Raw genomic sequence first — 21,044 nt, 5'->3', positions numbered from 1 at the left:
ATTTTTATTAGGTTTTATATGGTGAAAGTAGCAATAATCATAAATCAAAGCAATAAATAAAAAATGCAAATGTTGAATACAAAAACACCTTAACCTCCCATAGGAAGTCAAGGTGTTCAACTATTAACTAATGAAAAACTAGATGTGCTCAAAAAATGAGCGGTGTTTGTTGTTGTTGAATTTTAAATTTCGTCTGTTAGCAATAGTAGATAATGTGCTGCCGACCATGAAAAATGATTGGCATTTAATCCTTTACCCGTAATTGGATGATAGTTTTCGCGGATTGGAGCATCCTGCAATAAACCTTCTGCATTCTTAATCAATTTTTGAGTCAATGCATCAGCATCTTGCTTGTAGCCATAGTTTTTCAAAGCTTGTACTCCAAAATACGCCTGATCTAACCACACCGGACCTCGCCAGTATCCTTTTAAAGGATTGAATTTGTGATGATCGGCAACCAGGGTAGGAAAGGGCACTTTGGTTGCGAATTTTGTACTATCTGTTAGTAAGTTTTTAACGCCCTTTGCCTGCTCCTGGTTTGCGATATTTGTATACAAAGGAATCCATCCTTCTGGTCCTTGTTGTACGGTTAGCAGTTTTCCTGATTTAATTGCCCTGTCGTAAAAGAATCCCTCTTTGGCATCGTAGAAGTCTTTTACGATTCTTTCTTTTAGTGCTTTAGCAGCCTTGGTAAATGCTTTGGTATCTTCGGTTTTCCCTAAAAGATCAGCCAGTTCAGCCAACTGTTCTTTTTCTGCAAACAAGTAGGCATTCAAATCAACTGATTCCTGATCCATCGACCATCCATGATCGTTATTCTTTAGCATTTTTGCATCATCGAAACGAACGGCATTGTCCATTCCGCTTTCCCATTTTGCAGCAATCAATGTTCCATCGGTCGAACCATATTCACACAAACCATTCTGGTCGTGATCGCGATATTGATACCACCACTCATGATACTTCACCAATTTAGGATACATTTCACGCACAAAATCCAGATCATTGGTATGTTTGTAGATTTCCAATACAGCCCAGGCTGCCAGTGGTGCTTTCGTATCGCGCCAGTTATTATCCTTAGGATCGAAATAAACACAATCCGCTACCATTCCCATCTCATCCTGATACTGGAACATGGATAGGATATTGCTCTTGGCCAATTCTGGATTGAAACGAACCAATGCTACTGCCTGTTTCCAGCTATCCCACGACCAGAAACCGTAAAATCCCTGGTAGGCTGCCGATGGAAATACACCATCATGTTGCAAATCTCCTGCAGGAGAACGCCAGTTGGTCAGTAAGGTCTGAACACATTTAACTGCAAGTCGCTTGTTTTCTTCTTTATCTAGTAATGGATTCTTGCTATCCAAAGCTTTGCTTAAATATCCGTTCCAACGCGATTTGTTTTGTGAGAAAACATCTTGTGGATTTTTCAGCCATAAGCTAAGCAATTTTCCTTCTGCCATGGCTTCCTTCTCATTAAAGTAATGGGAGTGAAGCATGCTAATTTCACTTTTCTGACCAGCTTTCACCAATTGGTTTTTTGTAAGATTCATTTGATAGGAAAGCTTGTTATTGGCAATGCTAACTTCATTTTGAAGATGAGTTTGCATTAGGAAGATTTCATCACTCTTTTTGTAATTTACCTGAACACCGTTGGTGCTTTTTGCCAATTGCAATTCCTTCTCGAACAATTCTCCTTTCCAACCCATTTTAAGCTGCATATCTTCCTTGGAATTATTGCTTATGGATGTTTGGATTATAGAAGTTCTGTTGCTGGCAAATACAAGCTGAATATCGATTATAATGTCCTGCAATTGTAATTTCTGCTGCAACTTACCAGGTTTGTAAATCATTTCGGCCTTGGCTTTGCTCAAGTCAATTTCCTGATTTGTATTGGCATCAGTCAATACCAACTGACATAGATTCTTACCCAACCATTGACCCCACATTTTCATGCTTAATGGTCCGGCAAAACCACCATAGTAGGCAGTACTATCCTGATGAGGCAAAGCATATCCATGCCAGGCACCCATATCAGAGAATCCGAATGGTTTTAAATCGTATTGTTTTGTAGGTACTCCTTGTATGTTGAGTACATTGGTATATTTTTCTTGTAGATCTATTGCTGCATTATCTTTCTTCTCTTGCTTTTTTTGATCGCAGGAAGAGAACAATAGTATTGCTGCAATTAAGCTGATGTGTATGAATTTCATATTACTTAAATAGCTTGCGCCCTTTCAGGGCTTTGTTACTTATTTTATTCTTTTTCATAGGCCTTCGACCTATGTTAATGCTCTTTCCCCTTCAGGGAAATATATTAGCTAAGCTTGGCCTGAATGGCCTTTAGCAATAGCAACGGGCAGAGCCCGTTGTATTGATGTATTTTATTTTAAGCCCTGAAAGGGCGTAAGCTGTTAATTATTTTACTCTCGTCTTACTCAATTCATTTAAATCCTTTTCCCCATTAATCGGACGAAGGATAAAGCTGTACTTATATGGTTGAGAAGGAATACAATATTCTGCATGAACAGGAGCGCCCCAAGAGTTATCACCACCAACACCCATTTGCTTGTAGTCAATCTGAAAACTAATTACATCTCCTTGTTTGATTGCATTGCCATGTTTGTTTGGTTTGTCCTTTCCACCATGATACAACTCTTTGTAATCGAATCCTAGAGCCGAACCTGATAGTAATGGAGCTCCAATAGCCATTAAACCTTTACCATCGTTGTTGGTAAGTGCTATCCAGCGAAGATCGGTTTTATTACCTGTTTCCTGCGGACGAACATATGGGTGATATTGTTCCCAAACTGTTCCTTTGTAATGATCAAGCATCGCACCTGATTTTCTGTCCCACATACTTTCTTGTGGTCCACGGCCAAACCATTCAATGTTTGAAAATTCTTTTGGCAATTCCATTTGCATTCCCAAACGAGGCATCATAGGTAGATCATTTGATTGAGGAACAAAAGTGTTTTCGATTTCGATATCACCATTACCTGATACCAGATATTTCGTTTTGTAGCTGCTAGAAGCTGTTGGTAAATTGTATTTTACGATCACCTCGATTTGTTGTGTTGAAATTTGATTGATTTCAATGGAAAGCAACTCACGTTTTTCTCCAGCTGTCTTCCAGACCTTGCATCTGGCAGGGGTACCATTCCCTAAGTCATTATCGGTAACCGCACGCCAGAAGAAAGGTTTCAAATCATTTTCAATTAATTCTGTTCCATCTATTTTATAAGAGTTTAAACTTCCGTTTGATTTAGAAATACGAAGTTTAAATTCTTTTGCATCGATCTTAATCTCATTCTGATCTTCTTTTAGAGTAAGTGCAGGCAATTGTTTTGCTGCAATGGCTTTCACCTTCTTATAAATTGGCAACTGGAATTGTTCCCAAGCAATTCGGTGTCCTTTAGGAACCATTGGTTGTTCAAAAGTGCTATGAGCTTCGAACAGCAAGAAATATTCCTTACCTGGCTTGGCCTTAATATCAGGCATTCCAACACTAAACCTTCTGCTTTGATGAGCATACAAGCCTTTAGTGTCAACCATTCCATTTGCAATTTCTGTAGCATCTTCTTTCAAAGTCCAGGTAATCTCAACATCATCCAGATTGATAAAATCATATCTGTTGATCAGTTCAAACTGGTTTGCAGAATGATCTACTTTTTTTATTGCAATGGGTTGATATACCTTCTTCACTTCCCAAATGTGAGGATGAAGTTTTCTGTCGGCACTTACCAATCCATTGGCACAGAAGTTAGAATCGTTTTGAACTTTATAAACTCCCATATCGCCACCATAGCCGAAAATGGTATCACCTTTTTCATTGGTTTTTCTGAAAGTCTGGTCTACCCAATCCCAAATAAATCCACCTTGTAATTGGCGGTGCTTGTAGATTAAATCCCAGTAATCTTTCAGGTTCCCAACGCTATTTCCCATGGCATGGGCATACTCACATTGGATTAAAGGTCGTTTCTGTACATACTCCACATACTTAATCATTTCCCACATGCGATCGTACATTGGGCAAAAGATGTCAGTATTAAACTCTCTGCCTGAATCTTCCGATTGAACAGGACGGCTTTTATCTCTCTCTTTAATCCATTTGTAAGTGGCATGGAAGTTACGGCCTCTGCCGGTTTCATTTCCCAGAGACCAAATGATAATGGATGCATGGTTTTTGTCACGTTCCACCATTGAAACGGTTCTGTCCATGAATGCTTTTTTCCAATGTGGCTTATTGGCTAGTGTTTTTTCTTTGTTGTATGGTTCGCAACCGTGAGCCTCAATATTTGCTTCGTCAATCATGTACAATCCGTACTCATCACATAGCTCGTACCAACGTTCACGATTTGGATAGTGAGAGTTACGAACAGAGTTGATATTGAATTGCTTCATCAATAGAATGTCCTGAATCATCGATTCTTCAGTTATCACTCTACCATTATCCATATCATGCTCATGGCGATTTACACCGCGAACTGTAATCGGCACACCATTAATTTGTAGCAATCCATCTTTGATTTCACTAGTGCGGAAACCAATTTTTCTACGAATTACCTCAATGGTTTTATTGCCTGATTTCAATTCGATTTGAAGAGTATAAAGATTAGGTGTCTCAGCAGTCCATTTGCGCACATTTGGAATTGTTTTTGAGAAAATAAAATCATTGTCACCTTGTACTAACTTGCTGTTTGATTTCAAGTTGATGACTTCTTTTTTTCCATTCAAAACTTTTACCTGTACAGATCTGTTGGCACCTTTATTTGCAATCTGATTTACTTTAACATTCAAAGAAAACTCCCCATCTGTATAGGTATCATCCAATCCTGCTTGAACAAAGAAATCTCTGATGTGGGTTTTAGGTCTGGCATACAGATATACATCACGCTCAAAACCACTTACTTTCCAATAATCCTGATCTTCAAGGTAACTTCCATCGCTAAAGCGGTAAATTTCAACAGCCAATTGGTTTTTGCCTGGTTTTACGTATTTGGTAAGGTTAAATTCTGCTGGTGTTTTACTTCCTTGTGTATATCCAACTTTTTTTCCATTTACCCATACGTATGCAGCAGAACGAACTCCACCAAAGTGAATATAGATTTCCTGACCTTTCCAGCTTTTCGGAATGCTAAAGTTTCTCTTGTACGATCCTACCGGATTGTAATCGTGAGGAATGTATGGTTCGTTGTTTGGAAAAGGATAGGAAACATCAGTGTAGATTGGCACTCCATATCCTTCCAGCTCCCAATGTGCAGGAACTTTAATATCATCCCATTTAGATACGTCGTAGTTGGTTTTGTAAAAATCTACCGGACGATCGGCAGGTTTTCTTACCCAGTTAAATTTCCACGTGCCATTTAAATTGATAAAATAGTTCGAATTGGCTTTACTATTTTGAATGGCTTTGTTTTCGGTTCTGTAAGCATAGAAAGATGCTCTTGCTTGCTCTTTGTTGATACCAACAATCTCTGGATTTTCCCAGTCGTTCTGTTTGCCGTTCTCTTGAGCATAAATGCCCTGGTAGAAGAGAAGAAGCATAATCGTTAAAAGTGTTCTCATGATTAATTCAAAAATCAAGTCAAATTTAGAATTGCTAATTATTTAGTTTAAATGTTCTTGTTTGTGTTTTTGGTTGAAAAGAGAGTCCGGCAAACAATCACCACAACCCTGCCGGATTTCTCTTTTCTTCCTATTTGGACCAGTTACGATCCTTGTTTGTTGTTTGTGTATTTAGTAATTAATGTATTCCTGATTTGATTGTATACATCCAACACCTTCTGCATGTTTTCATGACACTTTTTAGTCAGGAATTCCTTCGCCTTTTTAGGGCTTTTATCGTATAGCTTTTGTGCTTGTTTGTCGTTTTCTTCAATCTGATTGAAAAAATCAGCCTGCAACGGCCCTCTCATTGTAAACAGATCTTCAACCGCATCCTGCCACCTTAAATAAAGCAGATTGTCTACAAAATCGATTGCCCATCGTGCCGATCTTGGATCATACTGATTTGGATCATAAATTTTGTAAGATTCGTGAATCTCTTGTGTTCCGCAGTAGATTGGCACATAAGGTGAAGTGTACTGGTTATCCTGGAATACCCAGTAAATTCCACCAATTGGATCTGGCAACCAGGATCTCAACTGACAAATCATTCCATAATTTCCTTTCGATACATTTCTGCGATTGGTAATATCCAGAAGTTCACGCATTGCCTTGGTTGGGAAAGGTGTTGTTAATGGACTTTTAATCAACTTGCCATCCTTGCTTGGAACATACCAATCAGGATCAGAGGTTTTATCGTAAATGGTTCCCTCAAAAGTTGAACGTTGAAATTCCATGATATCCTGAACAGAAATCTTTTTCTCCGGTTTAACCGAAAAAGGATACATGGAAATGTCTTCTACATATTGGTGGTAAGCATCTTGCCCTTTAAAAGGATCGCTTAACTTTCTGTTTGGCCATTCTTTATAATTTGGAGCATATTTAGAGTAGAACAACCAAAATCTTCCGCTCGACCATTCACGAAGGGTAGGGCTGTATGCCTCTTGCCAAATAAATGGTTTGCCCGATTTTGGATTGTACCAAGCATGATCGATAGCAACTTGCTTGTAATTCTTTGAAGCCATAAACCATTCAGGTTTGCTTAAATCGATCTCTTTAATGATACTCCAGTTAGGAACAATGGCAATGTGATCATCCGGAACTCTTTGTGCAGCCCAAATTGCTCCTGATTTACCAGAATTTGGTTCCCAATCTTTACCTACAGCCACAATTTCCAAAACCCAAACTTCATTCGGGTCTGCTATGCATAATGCTTCTGATTCAGGTCCACATGATGGCAAGAATCCATATTCCTCCATTAGTGAAGTGATTAGTTTGATGGCTTCGCGTGCAGTTTTACATCTTTGCAATGCAAAAATCTGAGCTTGCTCAACAGTCATGATTTGCTTACCGGATTCTCTATCAACTTGTAATTCTTTCTTCTGACTTAAAGTGCTTTCGGCAATAGCCAACTGAAACTCATTCATGTGAGAGTAAGCAGAATGAAAGTAAGTATGGGTCTGTTGAACTTGTGGGATGTAGCCTAGTATTTCACCATACTCTTCCAACCCGCCGTTGATTTCCTGTAGTCCATAATAAACAGGAGTTTTTGATCCTGCAGGAAACTTACGACCATGAACCACTCTAATTCTGGTATCATTCCCACCATAGGTGTGAGATGTAATTACAGAACCATCAACTGTAGCTTTTTTACCCGCTACAATATCGGTGCAAGCATGACTCTTTGGTAAAGTCAGGCAAGCTAAGATTGTAAGCAAAACTAGTTTTTTCATGATTTTATATTTTTACCTCAACCAATAATTATTGCAAAATTTTAAGGTCATCCCTCTCTTCAAGGAGAGGGACCGAGGGTGAGGTGTTAATTATTCATTATTAATTCTCGATTGGCATTTCCAACCACTCTTCCAGGGTTTTGATAATTTCAGTTTTCATCTCAGCAGGGAAATTACGGATTCGGGTTCCATGAGATCCTTCGGGGTTTACAAACTTTTTACATTTTGTGTTGTCTTTTAGATCAACTGCCGTAGCCGACCATGTATCCCATTCTCCATAAATGAAAAGCATTTTCTCAGCATCAGTTTGTAACCATTTGTTCACTTGAATCATCGATTCAGGATTGAATTTTCTGATCGGTTCATTGGGAAACACATGATCGAAAGTTAAGTCCTTCTCATAGCTAATGTATGGCTTAAATGGAGCTACTTCATAACTGTACATTCCAATTTCAGTAAGTGCCTGGTGGTAGAAAGCCAAACTTGGTTTCAAGCTGATCTCATCGAAGAAATCCATGCCTGAAACACGAATCAAATGCTTAAATAAATCCTGAGCTTTTGCATCAGGAGATGGAATATCTTCACACTTCGTACCTCCCCATTGCCAGAAAGCAAAGGAATATTCTAAGATGGAAAGATCAAGTGCCTTTTCCAATCCCATAGAAAATGAATATCCTTTCTCTTCAGCATGAGTTTTTGCCAAAGGAAGAAGCTCTTTTTTGTTTTTGAAACAAGCCAATTGGAACAGATAGATCTTATCTCTGCATTCCTTGCTGCCAACTGTTGCCAGGTGTTTGTGTATTCTCTTGTCTTCTCGTACTAAATTTTGAGGAGCTACATAAGGAACACTTACATCAACATCATTTGGGTAGAAAAAGCGGTGATAAATGGTTGTTTGTCCACCTTTACTAATACCTGTAGTAATCCATTTGTTCTTGTAAATTTTCTTTAATGCTTGTATTACTATGTGCTGATCTGCTGCGGCTTGTTTGATATTTAAATATTTCCAGTCCAGGCTATCAGGCATTGAATTCTTAAAATATCTATGCTCAATGGTCAATTGATTGGCATTTAAAAGTTTGCTCAATTCACCAGCTTTTTCTGTCCAGATATTATAACCCTGAATCTCAACAACCATTGGTTTTTCAATGGCATGATGTCCTAATAGTACTCTTTGTTTAAATGTTCCTGCTTCAGGATTCTCATGATCTAAAGCTTGAGTGAAATACAATTCATAGTATTCGGCATATGTTGTATCGCCGGTAATTTTTTGAACTGTTACATTCGGAATTTGATTTAGTTTCTCTTCCAGTGTTAAAGGTTGAGTACAAGCAGCAAGTCCAATGCTTAGTACAAAAAGAAGAGAGAAAATTTTAGTTCTTAGTTTGTTCATGATTAGGTTTTGTTTTTATCTGAAAATAAATCCATCCTTTAATGGATCATTTGGATCGAAATAGAATTCATTTTGTCCGGTAATCGAAGCTGTACCACTTACTTCAGGAATGATTGCATCAATTCCTTCATAATCGCAGCTTTCAACCACTTTTACACTCATGCAAGTACCTAAAATACTTTCGATGATAATTTCTTCATCTTTTTTTAGTTCACCTTTGGCATAATGTATGGCAGCTCGTCCGCTAACACCCGATCCTGTTGATGATCGATCCACTTCACCTTCAGCGAAAATGCATACATTTCTGGTATGGTGATTGGGATCTTTGGCTTGGCCAATAAAAATTGTTCCGTACAAGAAACTCAAATCCTCTTCTAGCGGATGCTTGATTTCAAACTGATTCATTACAGCATATTTGATTTTTCTGCCATAATCAATTAATCGGTTATAATCCGTTTCGTCTAATTTTAGTCCTAAGTCTTTGGCTTGTACATAGGCATAAAAAGCTCCACCATAACCAATATCAAACTTTACCTTTCCAATTTCCGGAACATCTACAATTTGATCACTTAAAGGCATAAAAGAAGGAACATTTTGAAAAGAAACTTTTTCAACTTTCCCATTCTTTCTGAATGCTTTACAGGTAATTCTTCCGGGAGGAGCATCAATTTTAATCGTTGGATTTTGCTCTTCGCGAACAATCATGCCTGTATCCAAAACCAATGTTACCAAGGCAATCATTGCGTGACCACACATGGTACTGTAGCCTTCGTTATGTAAAAAGAAAGTTCCAAAATCACCATCCTTGGTAGTAGCTTCAGTAATAATCGCACCATACATATCAGCATGCCCGCGAGGTTCCCACATGGTTCCTGTTCTGATGTAATCAAAATGATCTTTAAAGTATCTTCTCTTTTCCAGAATGGTATTTCCTTTGATTTCAGGAAGCCCACTGGTATATACTCTTAAAGGTTCACCACCCGTATGAAGATCAATGGTTTTGATCTTTAGCCAATCCTTTGGTGGTTGCCAGGTCCAGTTATCTGTAATTTCCATAGCCAATTGATTAGTTGATTTTGAATTCTTTTGGCGCTTGTTTGTGCATCAGGTAATTTACAAAGAAGTCCCAACGCTTGCGAATAAAATATTTGTCATAGTAGCAAGTACCATGATCCTTACCAGGAAGCAGAATTAATTCAAAATCCTTATTCGCTTTGATAAATTCATCGGCCATGCGAATTGAAGCTGCAGGGTTCACATTATTGTCCATATTTCCATGAACCATCAACAGTTTTCCTTCTAGTTTATCAGCCAAAAAGAAGTTGGATTGTTTGTCATAGTGCTTTTCAGCCGGGAATCCCATGTACAATTCAGGCCACCAGGCTTTAGCACTTCTGTGGTCGTGATTTCCTGCTGAAGATACTCCAACTTTGTAAAAATCAGGATGAGTTAATAGTGCATGTGTAGCATCATAACCACCTGCTGAGTGTCCGTAAATACCAACATTATTTACATCCATGTATGGATATTTTTTAGCAAGATCTTTGATTGCTTTGATATGATCTGGTGCACCGATATCACCCAGGTTTTTATAGGAAACATCGTGAAATTTTTTCGATCTAAAAGCAGAACCCAATCCATCAACTGTAACTACAACAAAACCAATTTGTGCCATCGGAACATCCATGTTGATTAATCCGCGACGGAAAGTTTTGGGTGTACGAATGGTTTGTGGTCCAGAATAGGTGCCATCAATAACCGGATAAGATTTTGAAGCATCTAATTTGAATGGTCTAAAAATTACACCATAAATATCGGTTTCATTGTCTCGACCTTTTACTGTATACATTTCCGGAGCTTTCCAACCCATTTTAATAATGTCCTCAATGTCTGTTTTGGCAACACTCATTAAAGTTTTGCCATTTTTGGCACTTCTAATTACAAAGTGATCCGGAAGATCTACACGGGAGTAATTGTCGAATATGTATTTGCCATTAGGGCTTATGTTACAAGTGTGGTAGGCATTTTCAGGTGATAACAACTTCATCCCATTTCCATCAAAATTGATAGAGTAGAGGTAGGTGTAGTAAGGATCTCCTTTTTCATTTCCATTTGCTCTGAAGTAGATTTTCTTCTTTTTATAGTCTACTTTGCAGATTTCCCTTACAACAAATTCACCCTTCGTGATTTGGTTTTTTAACTCACCACTTGCATAATCGTATTGATAAATATGGTGCCAACCATCTTTCTCTGAAGACCAAATTACATCATCCGTATCTTTATTTACTTTATAGATGTGCATGTTTGGATCGACATAGGTATCAGCTGTTTCTGAAACAATTGTTCTGCTTTTACCAGTTTCCACATCTATCTCTATCAATTCTCTTTTTTGATATCCACGATAGTATCTTAAAGTATAGGCTTTTGTGTTCGATTTCCATTGAAAGCCATACTCCAGAAAAGTTGCATTTTCAGGAAGGTTGCAATCAATTGTTTTGCCTGTTTCCGTGTCAAAAATTACATACGATACTCTGGTAAGGTCTTTGTCACCGGCAATAGGCCTTTCATAAGAATAAACTTCAGCTCTAAAGCCATCTTTTGGTTTAGACTTGTACATGAAAAGCTTTTGCGTATGCTTACGATTGTACTTTGTGCATATCAAGTATCTTGAATCAGGAGACCAATAGGCATCAATCTCGTATTCCATTTGTTGATTCTTACTCTCATTTCGAACAAAGTACCAGGAAATTGAGGTTCCATAACTCAATTCTTCATTGCCATCTGTGGTCAACTGCTTTTTCTCATCGCCAGATTTAAGAAATAGATTGTAATCTTTAATAAAGGCTATTTTTTCCTTGTTTGGAGATACCAATTCCTGACTGGTGTATTTCTTTGGTTTATCTCTTTTCGAAACATTGTAGGATACTAAATCAACTGACAGTAAGAAGGTATCCAATCTAAAATTTAGCTCTTTTTGATTTTTAAGTTTGATGTTTTTTAATTTTAAGCCGTAGCTTTTTAATTCTTTACCAGTATATGAGCTAAGGATCTCGCTCATTTTTTGGTGATCGAAAAGCTCTTTTTGTTTCTTGTTCTTAATATCAACAAGAAAGTATTCTGTACCTTTTCGAGTTTTTGTACTGTACCAAAGGGAATCACCCTTTCCAATCCAATTGGGATATATATTGCTATTGTAAATTTTATTTTCGATGTTGTTCCAAAGCCATTTTTCAGCTTCCTGGTAATCTGTAAGCTCTCCTTGGGCAAATAATTTGCATGAGCTAAGGATTAAAACAAATAGGAGTATGTAAGGAGTTCTTTTCATTTTATAAGTCTGCTTGGGTTCCGATATTTTCTTTAATTGCTTTTTTGTACAAATATTCAGCTACAACGACATCAAACAGTGCCATTCCTACTGATTTAAAAAAGCTTGTTCCGCTTTGGTCATATTGCTTGTTAGCAACCAAATTACTAATGGTATTTACCTGGTTTTCCTGTATGAGATTATTTTCCAGAGGCGTTGCGATATCGCCACTTTCTTTGGCTGCAAAAGGTGTATCCACCCATACCTTTGTGATTAGTGAAAACAGAGCATCTGGGAATTCTCTCATGTTTGGTTTGTATGATCCAATCCCAATAAAGCATTTGTCTTTAAGTAAATTGGGATCATTTGGAATTACCGGATTTTCTGAGCTTGTTGCACAAACGATGATATCAGATTCATTGACCAATTCTTCTGAAGAATTCATCGCGTGAATTTCAATTCCAGGTAATTTTTCTTGAAGTTTATTGATGAAGTCTGATCGTTTCTTGTCATCCAAATCAAATACATTGATTTTTTTTATGGGACGCACAGCACAAGCAAATAATGTTTGAGTAAATCCTTGAGTTCCTGTGCCAATAATTCCAACACTTTCGGATGATTCTTTGCTGATGTATTTCATGCCAGTTGCGCCAACAGCACCAGTTCTTATGGCTGTTAAAGCTGCCCCGTTTAATAGCGCCAAAGGTTCACCTGTTTCGGAATCATTTAAAATCATGTTCCCATAAATGGAAGGTTTCCCAATCGCTTGATTTTTGGGATTTACACTAACCAATTTTGTGCCGAAATACTCACTTGTAAAGCATGGCATCAACAATAGGGTGATGTCATCGTAGTGTGCATGCATTCTATCTGGCATATTAAAATTGCCTTCATGAAATACATTAAATGCCTTTTCTATTGCTTCCAGAACCTCACTTCTTGAGTGTAGGCTTTCTATTTGTTTTTGGTTGAGAATTAGCATGGATTCAAAAATGGCGGAGGGGAGTTTCTAAAGTTCTCACCCTCCTGATGGAAACAAAAACTAACTATGATCTTTGAGATTCTACATCTTCAATGGTTTTTGGAATAGGCTTACCTAAAAGACGAGCTCCATCATTGGTAATTAAGAAATCTTCCTCATTTCTTAAGCCTCCAAAATCTTTATATTGTTCTACTTTATCGTAATTGATAAAATCGGTGAATTTCTTTTCAGCTTTCCATCTGTCAATTAATTCCGGAATAAAATAGATTCCCGGTTCGATTGTCAAAACGAATCCAGGTTCTAGTTCTCTTCCCAGTCGTAATGATTTTAAGCCAAACTGAGTACTTTTAGCTTCACCATTATAACCTACATATACTTCTCCAAGGTTTTCCATATCATGAACATCCAAGCCCATCATATGTCCAAGTCCACATTGGAAAAATAGAGCATGAGCACCTTGCTGAACAGCTTCATCCATATCGCCTTTCATGAAACCCATTTGTTTCATTCCTTCAGCAATGGTTTTACAAGCTTTCAAGTGTACATCTTTAAATCGAACACCTGGTCTTAGTTCCGCAATAGCAGCTTCATGTGCATTTAATGCGATTTGATAAATTTCTCTTTGACGTTCTGTGAAAGTTTTGCCCACAGGGAAAGTACTCGACATATCACCTGCGTAATGCATGCCATTTTCAGCACCACAATCAATTAAAACCATATCGCCACTTTTAATTGTGTTCCCATGATAGTGATTGTGAAGTGTCTGTCCATTTATTGTAGCAATGGTTGGAAATGAAAGCTGTCCTCCGGCTTTAATGGCAACCTCTTGTACTGCAGCTGCAATTTCCGATTCTTTCATTCCAGGTTTAGCCATTCTCATGGCAGTAAGGTGCATGTCAGCCGTAATGTTTACTGCTTCTTCAATCTGAATGATTTCTTCTTCAGATTTATAATTTCTTTGATTTACAACTGCTTGAATAAATTCTGCGGATGCTTTCTCTACGGCTTGATTTGGATGAATATTCAACCAGTTAAGCAACTTAACCTGATGTTCAGGTCGATAAGGAGGCAAGTAATGTATTTTTCTTCCTTGCGAGCTTGCTTTAGTTAAATAATCTTGAAGTTCATTACTAGGAGCTGTTTCATAAATACCTACAGCTTCACTTTTTTCTTTGATGGTTGGCTGGGTTCCCATCCAAACAATGTGATCGATGCTTAGTTCATCTCCGAAAATAATTTCTCTGTTTTCATTGATATCGATTATTGCGTTTAAGCCAGCATAATCAGATCCAAAGAAATACAAGAATGTACTGTCCTGACGGTAATGGTATGTGTTATCGGCATAATTCATTCCGCATTCATCATTTCCTAAAAATAGAAGAATGCCTGATTTTACCGTCGATTTTAATAATTCTCTACGTTTTTGATAAGTTTCTTTCGTAAACATAAGGTTGGGTTTATGGTGCTGTATTAAATTCTAAAGGATACAATGATTCCAATAGAAAGCATAAGTTGTTGATAAATAAAAATATCTGAAATGTTCTTGTAGAAGGGGGAGATTAACAAATCCAGCATTCGTACAATCCTTTGTACGAATCATTGTAGTGTGTTATATAGTCATTAAATAAAAACATACAATTGAATTTGTCTTGGGTAAATTTAGAAAAAAAATGCAAATAATTATTTTAAAATTGTAAAAACTATAACTGATTTAAATAATTATTAATCAGTTATAATTCTAGATTTTTGGATGGTAGTTTTTCAGAGGTTATTTTATATGTAGAAGCATGAATTGAGAAGGAACAAATTTGATATTTATTGAATATAGGTTGAACTTGGTTTTATTATTAAAGGACTTCAAGTATAAATGGAACAAGAAATGGAACAAGAATGGTTAATACAATTCCACTGAAAATTGCAATAATGGCCCATTCTTTACCTGTATATTTTGAGATGATTGGAAGTGTTGTATCCATTGCTGTAGCACCACCCGAAGCAATACCGGCAAGCTTGCCAAAATATTTTACAAAAATAGGTACAGCAAGTAAGGTTATTATTTCACGTAAAATGTTAGAAAGTAGAGCGATTACACCTAGTGTTTCTCCACTAATTTGAGTAATGAAAATAGAAGATAAACTATAGTATCCGAAACCAGCACCAACAGCCAAAGCTTCTTTTAATTGAATTTCTGGAGTAAATATTGAAATTGCTCCAACCCCAACCAACGATCCAATGATAACACATAACGGGACAAGTATGATTTTAATATTGGTTTCTTTAATTACTCTCCAGGATGATCGGTCAGCACCAATTCCAATACCAACTAAAAACATCAGTAAGTAAAGAGCAAATAGTGAAAAATCTGATTCCATAATTACTTCTGGAAGAAATCTTGTTAAACCCAAGATCAATCCCAAGGCAAAAAATCCAAGTATGATAAGGCTGTTTTTCATGGTAAAAATTATTCTGTGGTTGGCTTATTTACTTTTAAAAAATAACTTGTAGGTGATGTATGCGAAAACCAAGCTACCCACAATGGCACCAATCGTTAGAATTAGTGCTTGTAATCCAATTGTATGCAAGTTGTTAATGATTTTCTCATTTAATCCTACCCCTATACCTAAAAGGAACAGAAGTAAATAAATTGACCATGTAGTCATTTTGTCGACTCCTTTAATCACTTTCGGAAACTTCCCTACGAAAAAACCCAAGCCGATACCTAAGGTCATTAATACTAAAACTGTAATCATGATAAATAATCTTTTTGTTCTTCGGGGTGAATTTACTTAAATTTTATCGTAATGTTAGATTGGCTAATCAAATGAAGTGCCCTCAACAAACGGAGGGCACTTCTGATTTAATAATTAACTAACTAACCTAATCTACTCTATTTCGTTGTTTGAGTTTACTTCTGATTCAGGAATCGGGAAGAAGTGTGATGCATCAGTTATTCCTGTTCTTCCATGTGCTGCCATGGTTTCATTTAGTTTTCCCCATCGACGTAAGTCGTGGAAACGAGATCCTTCCATAGCAAATTCACAAATTCTTTCATGTTCAATTTGTGCCTTAACAGCCGCTTTATCACTTCCTGTCATAGAAGGTAGCCCACCATGTATAGCTCTCACATTATTAATATGAGGTATTGCTGATGAAGTTTCATCAAGTTCGTTTAATGTTTCGGCATACATTAACAATACATCTGCATATCTCATTAAAGGCATATTGTTACCGTGACTGTAGGCATCCAGATCACTTTTAGTTGATGGCAAGTATTTTCTGAAGCCTGTATAGTCGTATGCAGTGCTACTTGCGTCCCACCATTCTCTGAATGTATAACCGTAAACTCTTGGGTTGCTTGAGTCATTAAAGTATTCATCATCAAAGAATAGAGTGGCGTAAGAGCGGTGATCATAGCGACCATCAGTAGTTACTTTACCTTCCTTTTTGAATTCTTCTAATAAGAAATCACTACCAGCAATTTCGTCCCATCCAAACAAGCCTTTAGGTTTGATCCAACGGTGATGTGGGAACTTGAACCAAGCACCATTATCGGTATTATTGGATAACTGTAACTCGAAAACTGCTTCACTTGAGTTTTGATTAGTACCATTAAACATGCTAATGAAGTTATCTACCAAAGAGAAATTGTTTGAACCTACAACTTCTGCTAAAGCTGATTTAGCAGCTTTGTAATATTCGGTTGCATTTGCACTATCTTCTCCAGCACGGAAAAGGTTTGCTTTTCCAAGGTATGCAAACGCAGCCCATTTGGTTGCTCTACCAACATTTTGTGCATCATAAGAGGCAGGCAGATTTTTTGTAGCTTTTTCAAAATCAGCTATAATAAAGTTCCAACATTCAGATCTTTCACTTAAGGCTTTATCGATATCAGAAAGGCCTTTAGGATAAGCATCTCTTACTATAATCTTTTCCCAAGCTAATAGAAGCTTTAGATGATAGTATCCTCTTAAGAAATGAGCTTCGGCAATTATTTCATTTTTCTTTGTTTGATCGATTTGCTCCTCGGTCATTTCACCAACCTTTTCGATTACCTGGTTGGCAAAGTTGATTCCTTTGTAATGGATATTCCAGTAAGAAGTAGTTTGTGTGTTCGCAGAGTTTACGTTAAAGTTGTAGATTGATAACCAATCTTCATAGTTGTAAGCGTCACCACCTATTCTTACTAAATCTGAAGGGTACATCTCAACAGGAAATTTAATTTCTGCAAAACCCCAGTAACTTGTTGCACATTCTAATTGCGAGTAGGCAGCAGCCAAACCAGCTTCGGCGTCACTTACATTTCTCCAAAAGCTGTCTCCAGTCAATTGATCTGGTGATTTTGTATCCATAAAATCCTCATCACATGAAGACAATCCTAACAGGATACTTGCACTAAGTATATATAATAATTTTTTCATGTTTTTTTTGTTGTTGGTTAGAATGATAATTGAACTCCAGCAAAGAATGATTTGTTGATAGGATAGAAGCTACGGTCGATACCTAAACTCAAAACATCACCACGTCCAACTTCAGGATCAATACCTGAGTAATCAGTCATTGTCCAAATATTTTGTGCATTTATATATACTCTACATTTGGTAAGTCCAATTCTGCTGATCACATCTTTTGGTAAAGTATATCCCAATTCAATGTTCTTCAATCTTAAGAATGAACCATCTTCAAGGTATCTGGTTGATTCTCTTGTATTCATATTCGGGTCACCCAATACAGCTCTAGGAACATTTGTATTACGGTTGTTTTCTGTCCATGCGTTTAAGCTTGAAGCAAGGAAGTTTTGTCCTGCAGACATATTTTCCAAATAGTAGCGGTTGCCATTATACAACTCATTACCCTGAACACCATAGAACATCATAGAGAAATCAAATCCCTTGTATTTAGCGTCGAAATTAATAGAGTAAGTGAAGTCTGGAATGCCAGAGCCAGAATAAACCTTATCTTCTGGGTCGATAACACCATCACCATTCATATCTCTAAAACGAATATCACCAGGTTTTGCATTAGCTTGTAATAAATCGCCTTCTTCGTTTACGTGTGCATTTATTTCATCCATCGATTGGAAGATTCCATCTGTCTGATACAGGTAGAAAGCACCAATTTCAGAACCAACTCTGGTTTGGGTTGGGAAGTGTGAATCACCATATTTCAAGCCTTCACCAAATAATGATTGATCGCTATTGGCTAAGCTAATTACTTCATTCTTGATGGTTGTGAAAGTAGCGTTTACATTAAATGTGAAATCACCTTGGTTTTTGTGATAGCCTAACTCCAATTCAAGACCTTTGTTTTCGATCTCACCAACATTAAGAGTAGGATCATTTAAACCAGCTGAGCCTGGTAATTTTCGAACTACCAACATGTCCTCTGTTGTTGTGTTATAGTAGTTCATTGTACCTGTAACCTTCGAGTTAAAGAGAGCAAAATCTAAACCCAAGTTTTTTGAAATTGTGGTTTCCCATTGCAATTCCTTGTTTTCAAGATCACGAGCAATGCTTCCTGTCCATGGATTCGCACCCGTTCCTTTTACAGCTCCTGTATTTGAATCGGTCCCCGAACTGATTAAAGCTTGGTATGAGTATAGATCAAGTGTTACCTCATTACCTAGTTTACCCCAAGATGCGCGTAATTTCAGGTTATCGATAAAATCGTAGTTCGACATAAAGTCTTCTTCAGTAATTCTCCAACCTAAAGCTACCGATGGGAAAGTACCGAAACGTGAGTCTTCACCAAATTTAGAAGAACCATCTCGACGAGCAGTTACTTGTACTAAATATTTGTTGTTGAATGAGTAGTTGATTCGACCTAAGATTGAAGTACGAGTATATTCATTCTTGCTACCATAAGCATCGTAAGTACCACCTTCACCTCCATTCAGAGTCAAGAAATTTGGATCAAGGAAACCTGCAGGGATATCGTTGGTTACCACATTATCGTCTTCGGCAGAGTATTCTGTTTTTTTACCCGTTACATTAGCTCCAATCCAGTGGTTTGTATCTTTTGATGCGGTATAACCAATTACAGAAGTTACAGAGTGCTTGCCAAAATCTTTATTGAAGTTGATCAAGTGCTCCATGATTTGTGAGCGGTAGTTGTTTCTTGCTTCTCCATAGTAAATCCAATCTTCACCATCTTTAGGGCTACGTTGAAATTTTGGATGGTAAGTCCATTTGGTTTTATTGCTATTTACTAAACCAAGGTTTACTTGGTACGATAAGTATTCTGTAAATTGAAGTCTTCCAGTTACATTCGCTGTAAAATACTGTAGGTCAGTTTCACCTTTTCTGTTTTTATAATTAGCATAAGGATTGGCATTTGCAGGCATATCCCCATAAGTTAGCTGCACATTTCCATCTTCATCAAAAGGAGAGATTAATGGTGTTAGCTTGTAAGTGTCGGAAAGAGAATATCTAAGCTGTGAAGAGCTGTTCAAATCGGTTCCAACAGAATTGTAATTTGTTTCAGCATAGGAAATGTTACCATCTACTTTTAAAATACCTTTTTTCATACCCAATTTGGCACGTAAAGTCTTTTTTAAATATTCAGTACCTATTAGAGAACCTTCTTCATCATTCCAACTTCCTGAAAGACCATAATAACCTAACTCGTTACCTCCATTGATATTGACGTTATAGAATTGTTGCAACCCAGTTTGATTTATTTCATCTTGCCAATCTGTATTAGCTGTGATTGGATCAGTTGCATAAGCAGGAATTGCTTCGCCGGCATTTTCATACATCATCTTGTGTACTTTTACATACCCTTCAGAATCCAATAAGTCTAATTGATCAATTGCCTTAACCGATCCCATATGCATATTAAAATCAACATTTACTTTACCAGCTTTTCCTTTTTTGGTAGTAATTAAAACTACACCATTTGCAGCACGAGAACCATAAATTGCAGCAGCAGCTCCATCCTTCAAAACTTCAATAGAAGCAATGTCATCAGGATTAAGCAATGACATTGAACCTGGTAATCCATCAATAATGTACAATGGATTGTTGTTGCCAATGGTACCAATTCCTCGGATAGTAATGTTTGAACCTGCACCCGGAGCTCCACCATATTTGGTAATGGTTACCCCCGCTACTTTACCTTGTAATGCATTTACCGGATTCGAAGATGGAGTTTTTGCTAAGTCTTCTGCTTTTACAGAAGCAACAGCACCAGTTAAATCAGATTTTTTCTGAGTTCCATAACCTACTACAACTACTTCGTTCAAGCCCTGAACATCTTCTTTAAGAACTATGTTTAGGGTAGTTTCATTGCCAATTGTAATTTCCTGATCAACATAGCCAATGAATGAAAATTTGATAACACCATTTGCAGGAACATCAAGTTGGAAATTACCATCAAAGTCAGTTACTGTACCAATAGTAGTTCCTTTTACAAGAATGTTAACACCAATTAAAGGTAGATTTTGCTCATCAACAACCTTACCCGTAATGTTTTTTTGGCTTTGTTGAATTGCATTGGTTTTCATAGATCCGGCTGCTTGAAGCGACTGAGGACCAATCAAAACAGCTAAGATGCAAAGTTTCATGATCCATGAAACCAAGCCCTTTTGCACGTACGTATTCCGCGCAATAGTTTTTGCGTTTTTTTTCATAAATTTAGATGCGTTAAAAGTTAGTTTTGTTGTTCTTTATTTAAGCGTTCAGAACAACAAACGATTAATATTTGATAACAGGGATTGTTGGTAGCTTTCCCTGTTTTCTTTATTTCTTCGTTTGGCAAAAACTAATTGGTGCATAATTTCAATCCTAATGCATTACATTAGATACTACGACAGTAGTATTGCTCCAATAGTTCTCTGTAAAAATTAATTGGCTTAATTTTGGGTGGTGTTGAAATAGTTGGTAGCTATTTCAAATATTATGAGATATCAACAAATAAGACATTCAAATAATCCGCGATGAGAATGTCTGTATACTAGTCTAACGGTTGTTGTTTGCATGGGAATGAACGTTAACGTGTAAACAATTAAAATTCAACTTCATTTAT

At 37.1% G+C, this 21,044-nt stretch carries 12 protein-coding genes; all 12 read right to left on the bottom strand.

Features of this window, described 5'->3' with window-relative positions:
* Positions 1-182 precede the first annotated feature (182 nt).
* On the bottom strand, positions 183-2,216 hold the full coding sequence (locus tag M0051_RS08530; protein ID WP_306741111.1) for a trehalase family glycosidase: 2,034 nt from the start codon (positions 2,214-2,216) through the stop codon (positions 183-185).
* Between the two features lie 205 nt (positions 2,217-2,421).
* Positions 2,422-5,571, bottom strand: coding sequence for a glycoside hydrolase family 2 TIM barrel-domain containing protein (locus tag M0051_RS08525; protein WP_306741110.1), 3,150 nt, complete (start codon positions 5,569-5,571; stop codon positions 2,422-2,424).
* A gap of 143 nt (positions 5,572-5,714) precedes the next feature.
* Positions 5,715-7,343 carry a dipeptidase gene (locus M0051_RS08520; RefSeq protein ID WP_306741109.1) on the bottom strand — a complete coding sequence of 543 codons (1,629 nt, stop codon included), beginning with the start codon at positions 7,341-7,343 and terminating at the stop codon, positions 5,715-5,717.
* Positions 7,344-7,443: 100 nt separating this feature from the next.
* The gene (locus M0051_RS08515) at positions 7,444-8,736 is read right to left on the bottom strand and encodes a S28 family serine protease (protein ID WP_306741108.1); all 1,293 of its coding nucleotides are present in this window, start codon (positions 8,734-8,736) and stop codon (positions 7,444-7,446) included.
* A 15-nt stretch (positions 8,737-8,751) separates the two neighbouring features.
* Positions 8,752-9,792, bottom strand: a complete 1,041-nt coding sequence (locus tag M0051_RS08510) for a proline racemase family protein (RefSeq protein ID WP_306741107.1) — start codon at positions 9,790-9,792, stop codon at positions 8,752-8,754.
* A 10-nt stretch (positions 9,793-9,802) separates the two neighbouring features.
* The gene (locus M0051_RS08505; RefSeq protein ID WP_306741106.1) at positions 9,803-12,061 is read right to left on the bottom strand and encodes a DPP IV N-terminal domain-containing protein; all 2,259 of its coding nucleotides are present in this window, start codon (positions 12,059-12,061) and stop codon (positions 9,803-9,805) included.
* Position 12,062: 1 nt separating this feature from the next.
* Complete coding sequence (locus M0051_RS08500) at positions 12,063-13,022, bottom strand: ornithine cyclodeaminase family protein (RefSeq protein ID WP_306741105.1); 960 nt, start codon at positions 13,020-13,022, stop codon at positions 12,063-12,065.
* 64 nt (positions 13,023-13,086) lie between these two features.
* Positions 13,087-14,469, bottom strand: coding sequence for an aminopeptidase P family protein (locus tag M0051_RS08495; RefSeq protein ID WP_306741104.1), 1,383 nt, complete (start codon positions 14,467-14,469; stop codon positions 13,087-13,089).
* A gap of 400 nt (positions 14,470-14,869) precedes the next feature.
* Positions 14,870-15,475 (bottom strand): lysine exporter LysO family protein, encoded by a 606-nt coding sequence (locus tag M0051_RS08490; RefSeq protein WP_306741103.1) that lies wholly within the window; start codon positions 15,473-15,475, stop codon positions 14,870-14,872.
* 24 nt (positions 15,476-15,499) lie between these two features.
* Positions 15,500-15,772, bottom strand: coding sequence for a LysO family transporter (locus M0051_RS08485; protein ID WP_306741102.1), 273 nt, complete (start codon positions 15,770-15,772; stop codon positions 15,500-15,502).
* A 132-nt stretch (positions 15,773-15,904) separates the two neighbouring features.
* Positions 15,905-17,440, bottom strand: a complete 1,536-nt coding sequence (locus M0051_RS08480; protein WP_306741101.1) for a RagB/SusD family nutrient uptake outer membrane protein — start codon at positions 17,438-17,440, stop codon at positions 15,905-15,907.
* Between the two features lie 17 nt (positions 17,441-17,457).
* Positions 17,458-20,649: a TonB-dependent receptor gene (locus tag M0051_RS08475; protein WP_306741100.1), complete on the bottom strand. Its 3,192-nt coding sequence runs from the start codon at positions 20,647-20,649 to the stop codon at positions 17,458-17,460.
* Positions 20,650-21,044: the final 395 nt, after the last annotated feature.

Origin of the sequence: Marinifilum sp. D714 (genome assembly GCF_030851345.1) — a bacterium.
GTDB lineage: Bacteria > Bacteroidota > Bacteroidia > Bacteroidales > Marinifilaceae > Marinifilum.
The sequence above is the reverse complement of the archived record's forward strand: the minus strand, read 5'-3'. Positions and strand labels throughout refer to the sequence as shown.

What these genes read in the sequence shown, in the direction of transcription:
- M0051_RS08500 (WP_306741105.1), bottom strand. Translation starts at nt 13,022, where the DNA reads ATGCTAATTCTCAACCAAAAACAAATAGAAAGCCTACACTCAAGAAGT.
- M0051_RS08490 (WP_306741103.1), bottom strand. Translation starts at nt 15,475, where the DNA reads ATGAAAAACAGCCTTATCATACTTGGATTTTTTGCCTTGGGATTGATC.
- M0051_RS08525 (WP_306741110.1), bottom strand. Translation starts at nt 5,571, where the DNA reads ATGAGAACACTTTTAACGATTATGCTTCTTCTCTTCTACCAGGGCATT.
- M0051_RS08485 (WP_306741102.1), bottom strand. Translation starts at nt 15,772, where the DNA reads ATGATTACAGTTTTAGTATTAATGACCTTAGGTATCGGCTTGGGTTTT.
- M0051_RS08480 (WP_306741101.1), bottom strand. Translation starts at nt 17,440, where the DNA reads ATGAAAAAATTATTATATATACTTAGTGCAAGTATCCTGTTAGGATTG.
- M0051_RS08515 (WP_306741108.1), bottom strand. Translation starts at nt 8,736, where the DNA reads ATGAACAAACTAAGAACTAAAATTTTCTCTCTTCTTTTTGTACTAAGC.
- M0051_RS08495 (WP_306741104.1), bottom strand. Translation starts at nt 14,469, where the DNA reads ATGTTTACGAAAGAAACTTATCAAAAACGTAGAGAATTATTAAAATCG.
- M0051_RS08530 (WP_306741111.1), bottom strand. Translation starts at nt 2,216, where the DNA reads ATGAAATTCATACACATCAGCTTAATTGCAGCAATACTATTGTTCTCT.
- M0051_RS08475 (WP_306741100.1), bottom strand. Translation starts at nt 20,649, where the DNA reads ATGAAAAAAAACGCAAAAACTATTGCGCGGAATACGTACGTGCAAAAG.
- M0051_RS08510 (WP_306741107.1), bottom strand. Translation starts at nt 9,792, where the DNA reads ATGGAAATTACAGATAACTGGACCTGGCAACCACCAAAGGATTGGCTA.
- M0051_RS08520 (WP_306741109.1), bottom strand. Translation starts at nt 7,343, where the DNA reads ATGAAAAAACTAGTTTTGCTTACAATCTTAGCTTGCCTGACTTTACCA.
- M0051_RS08505 (WP_306741106.1), bottom strand. Translation starts at nt 12,061, where the DNA reads ATGAAAAGAACTCCTTACATACTCCTATTTGTTTTAATCCTTAGCTCA.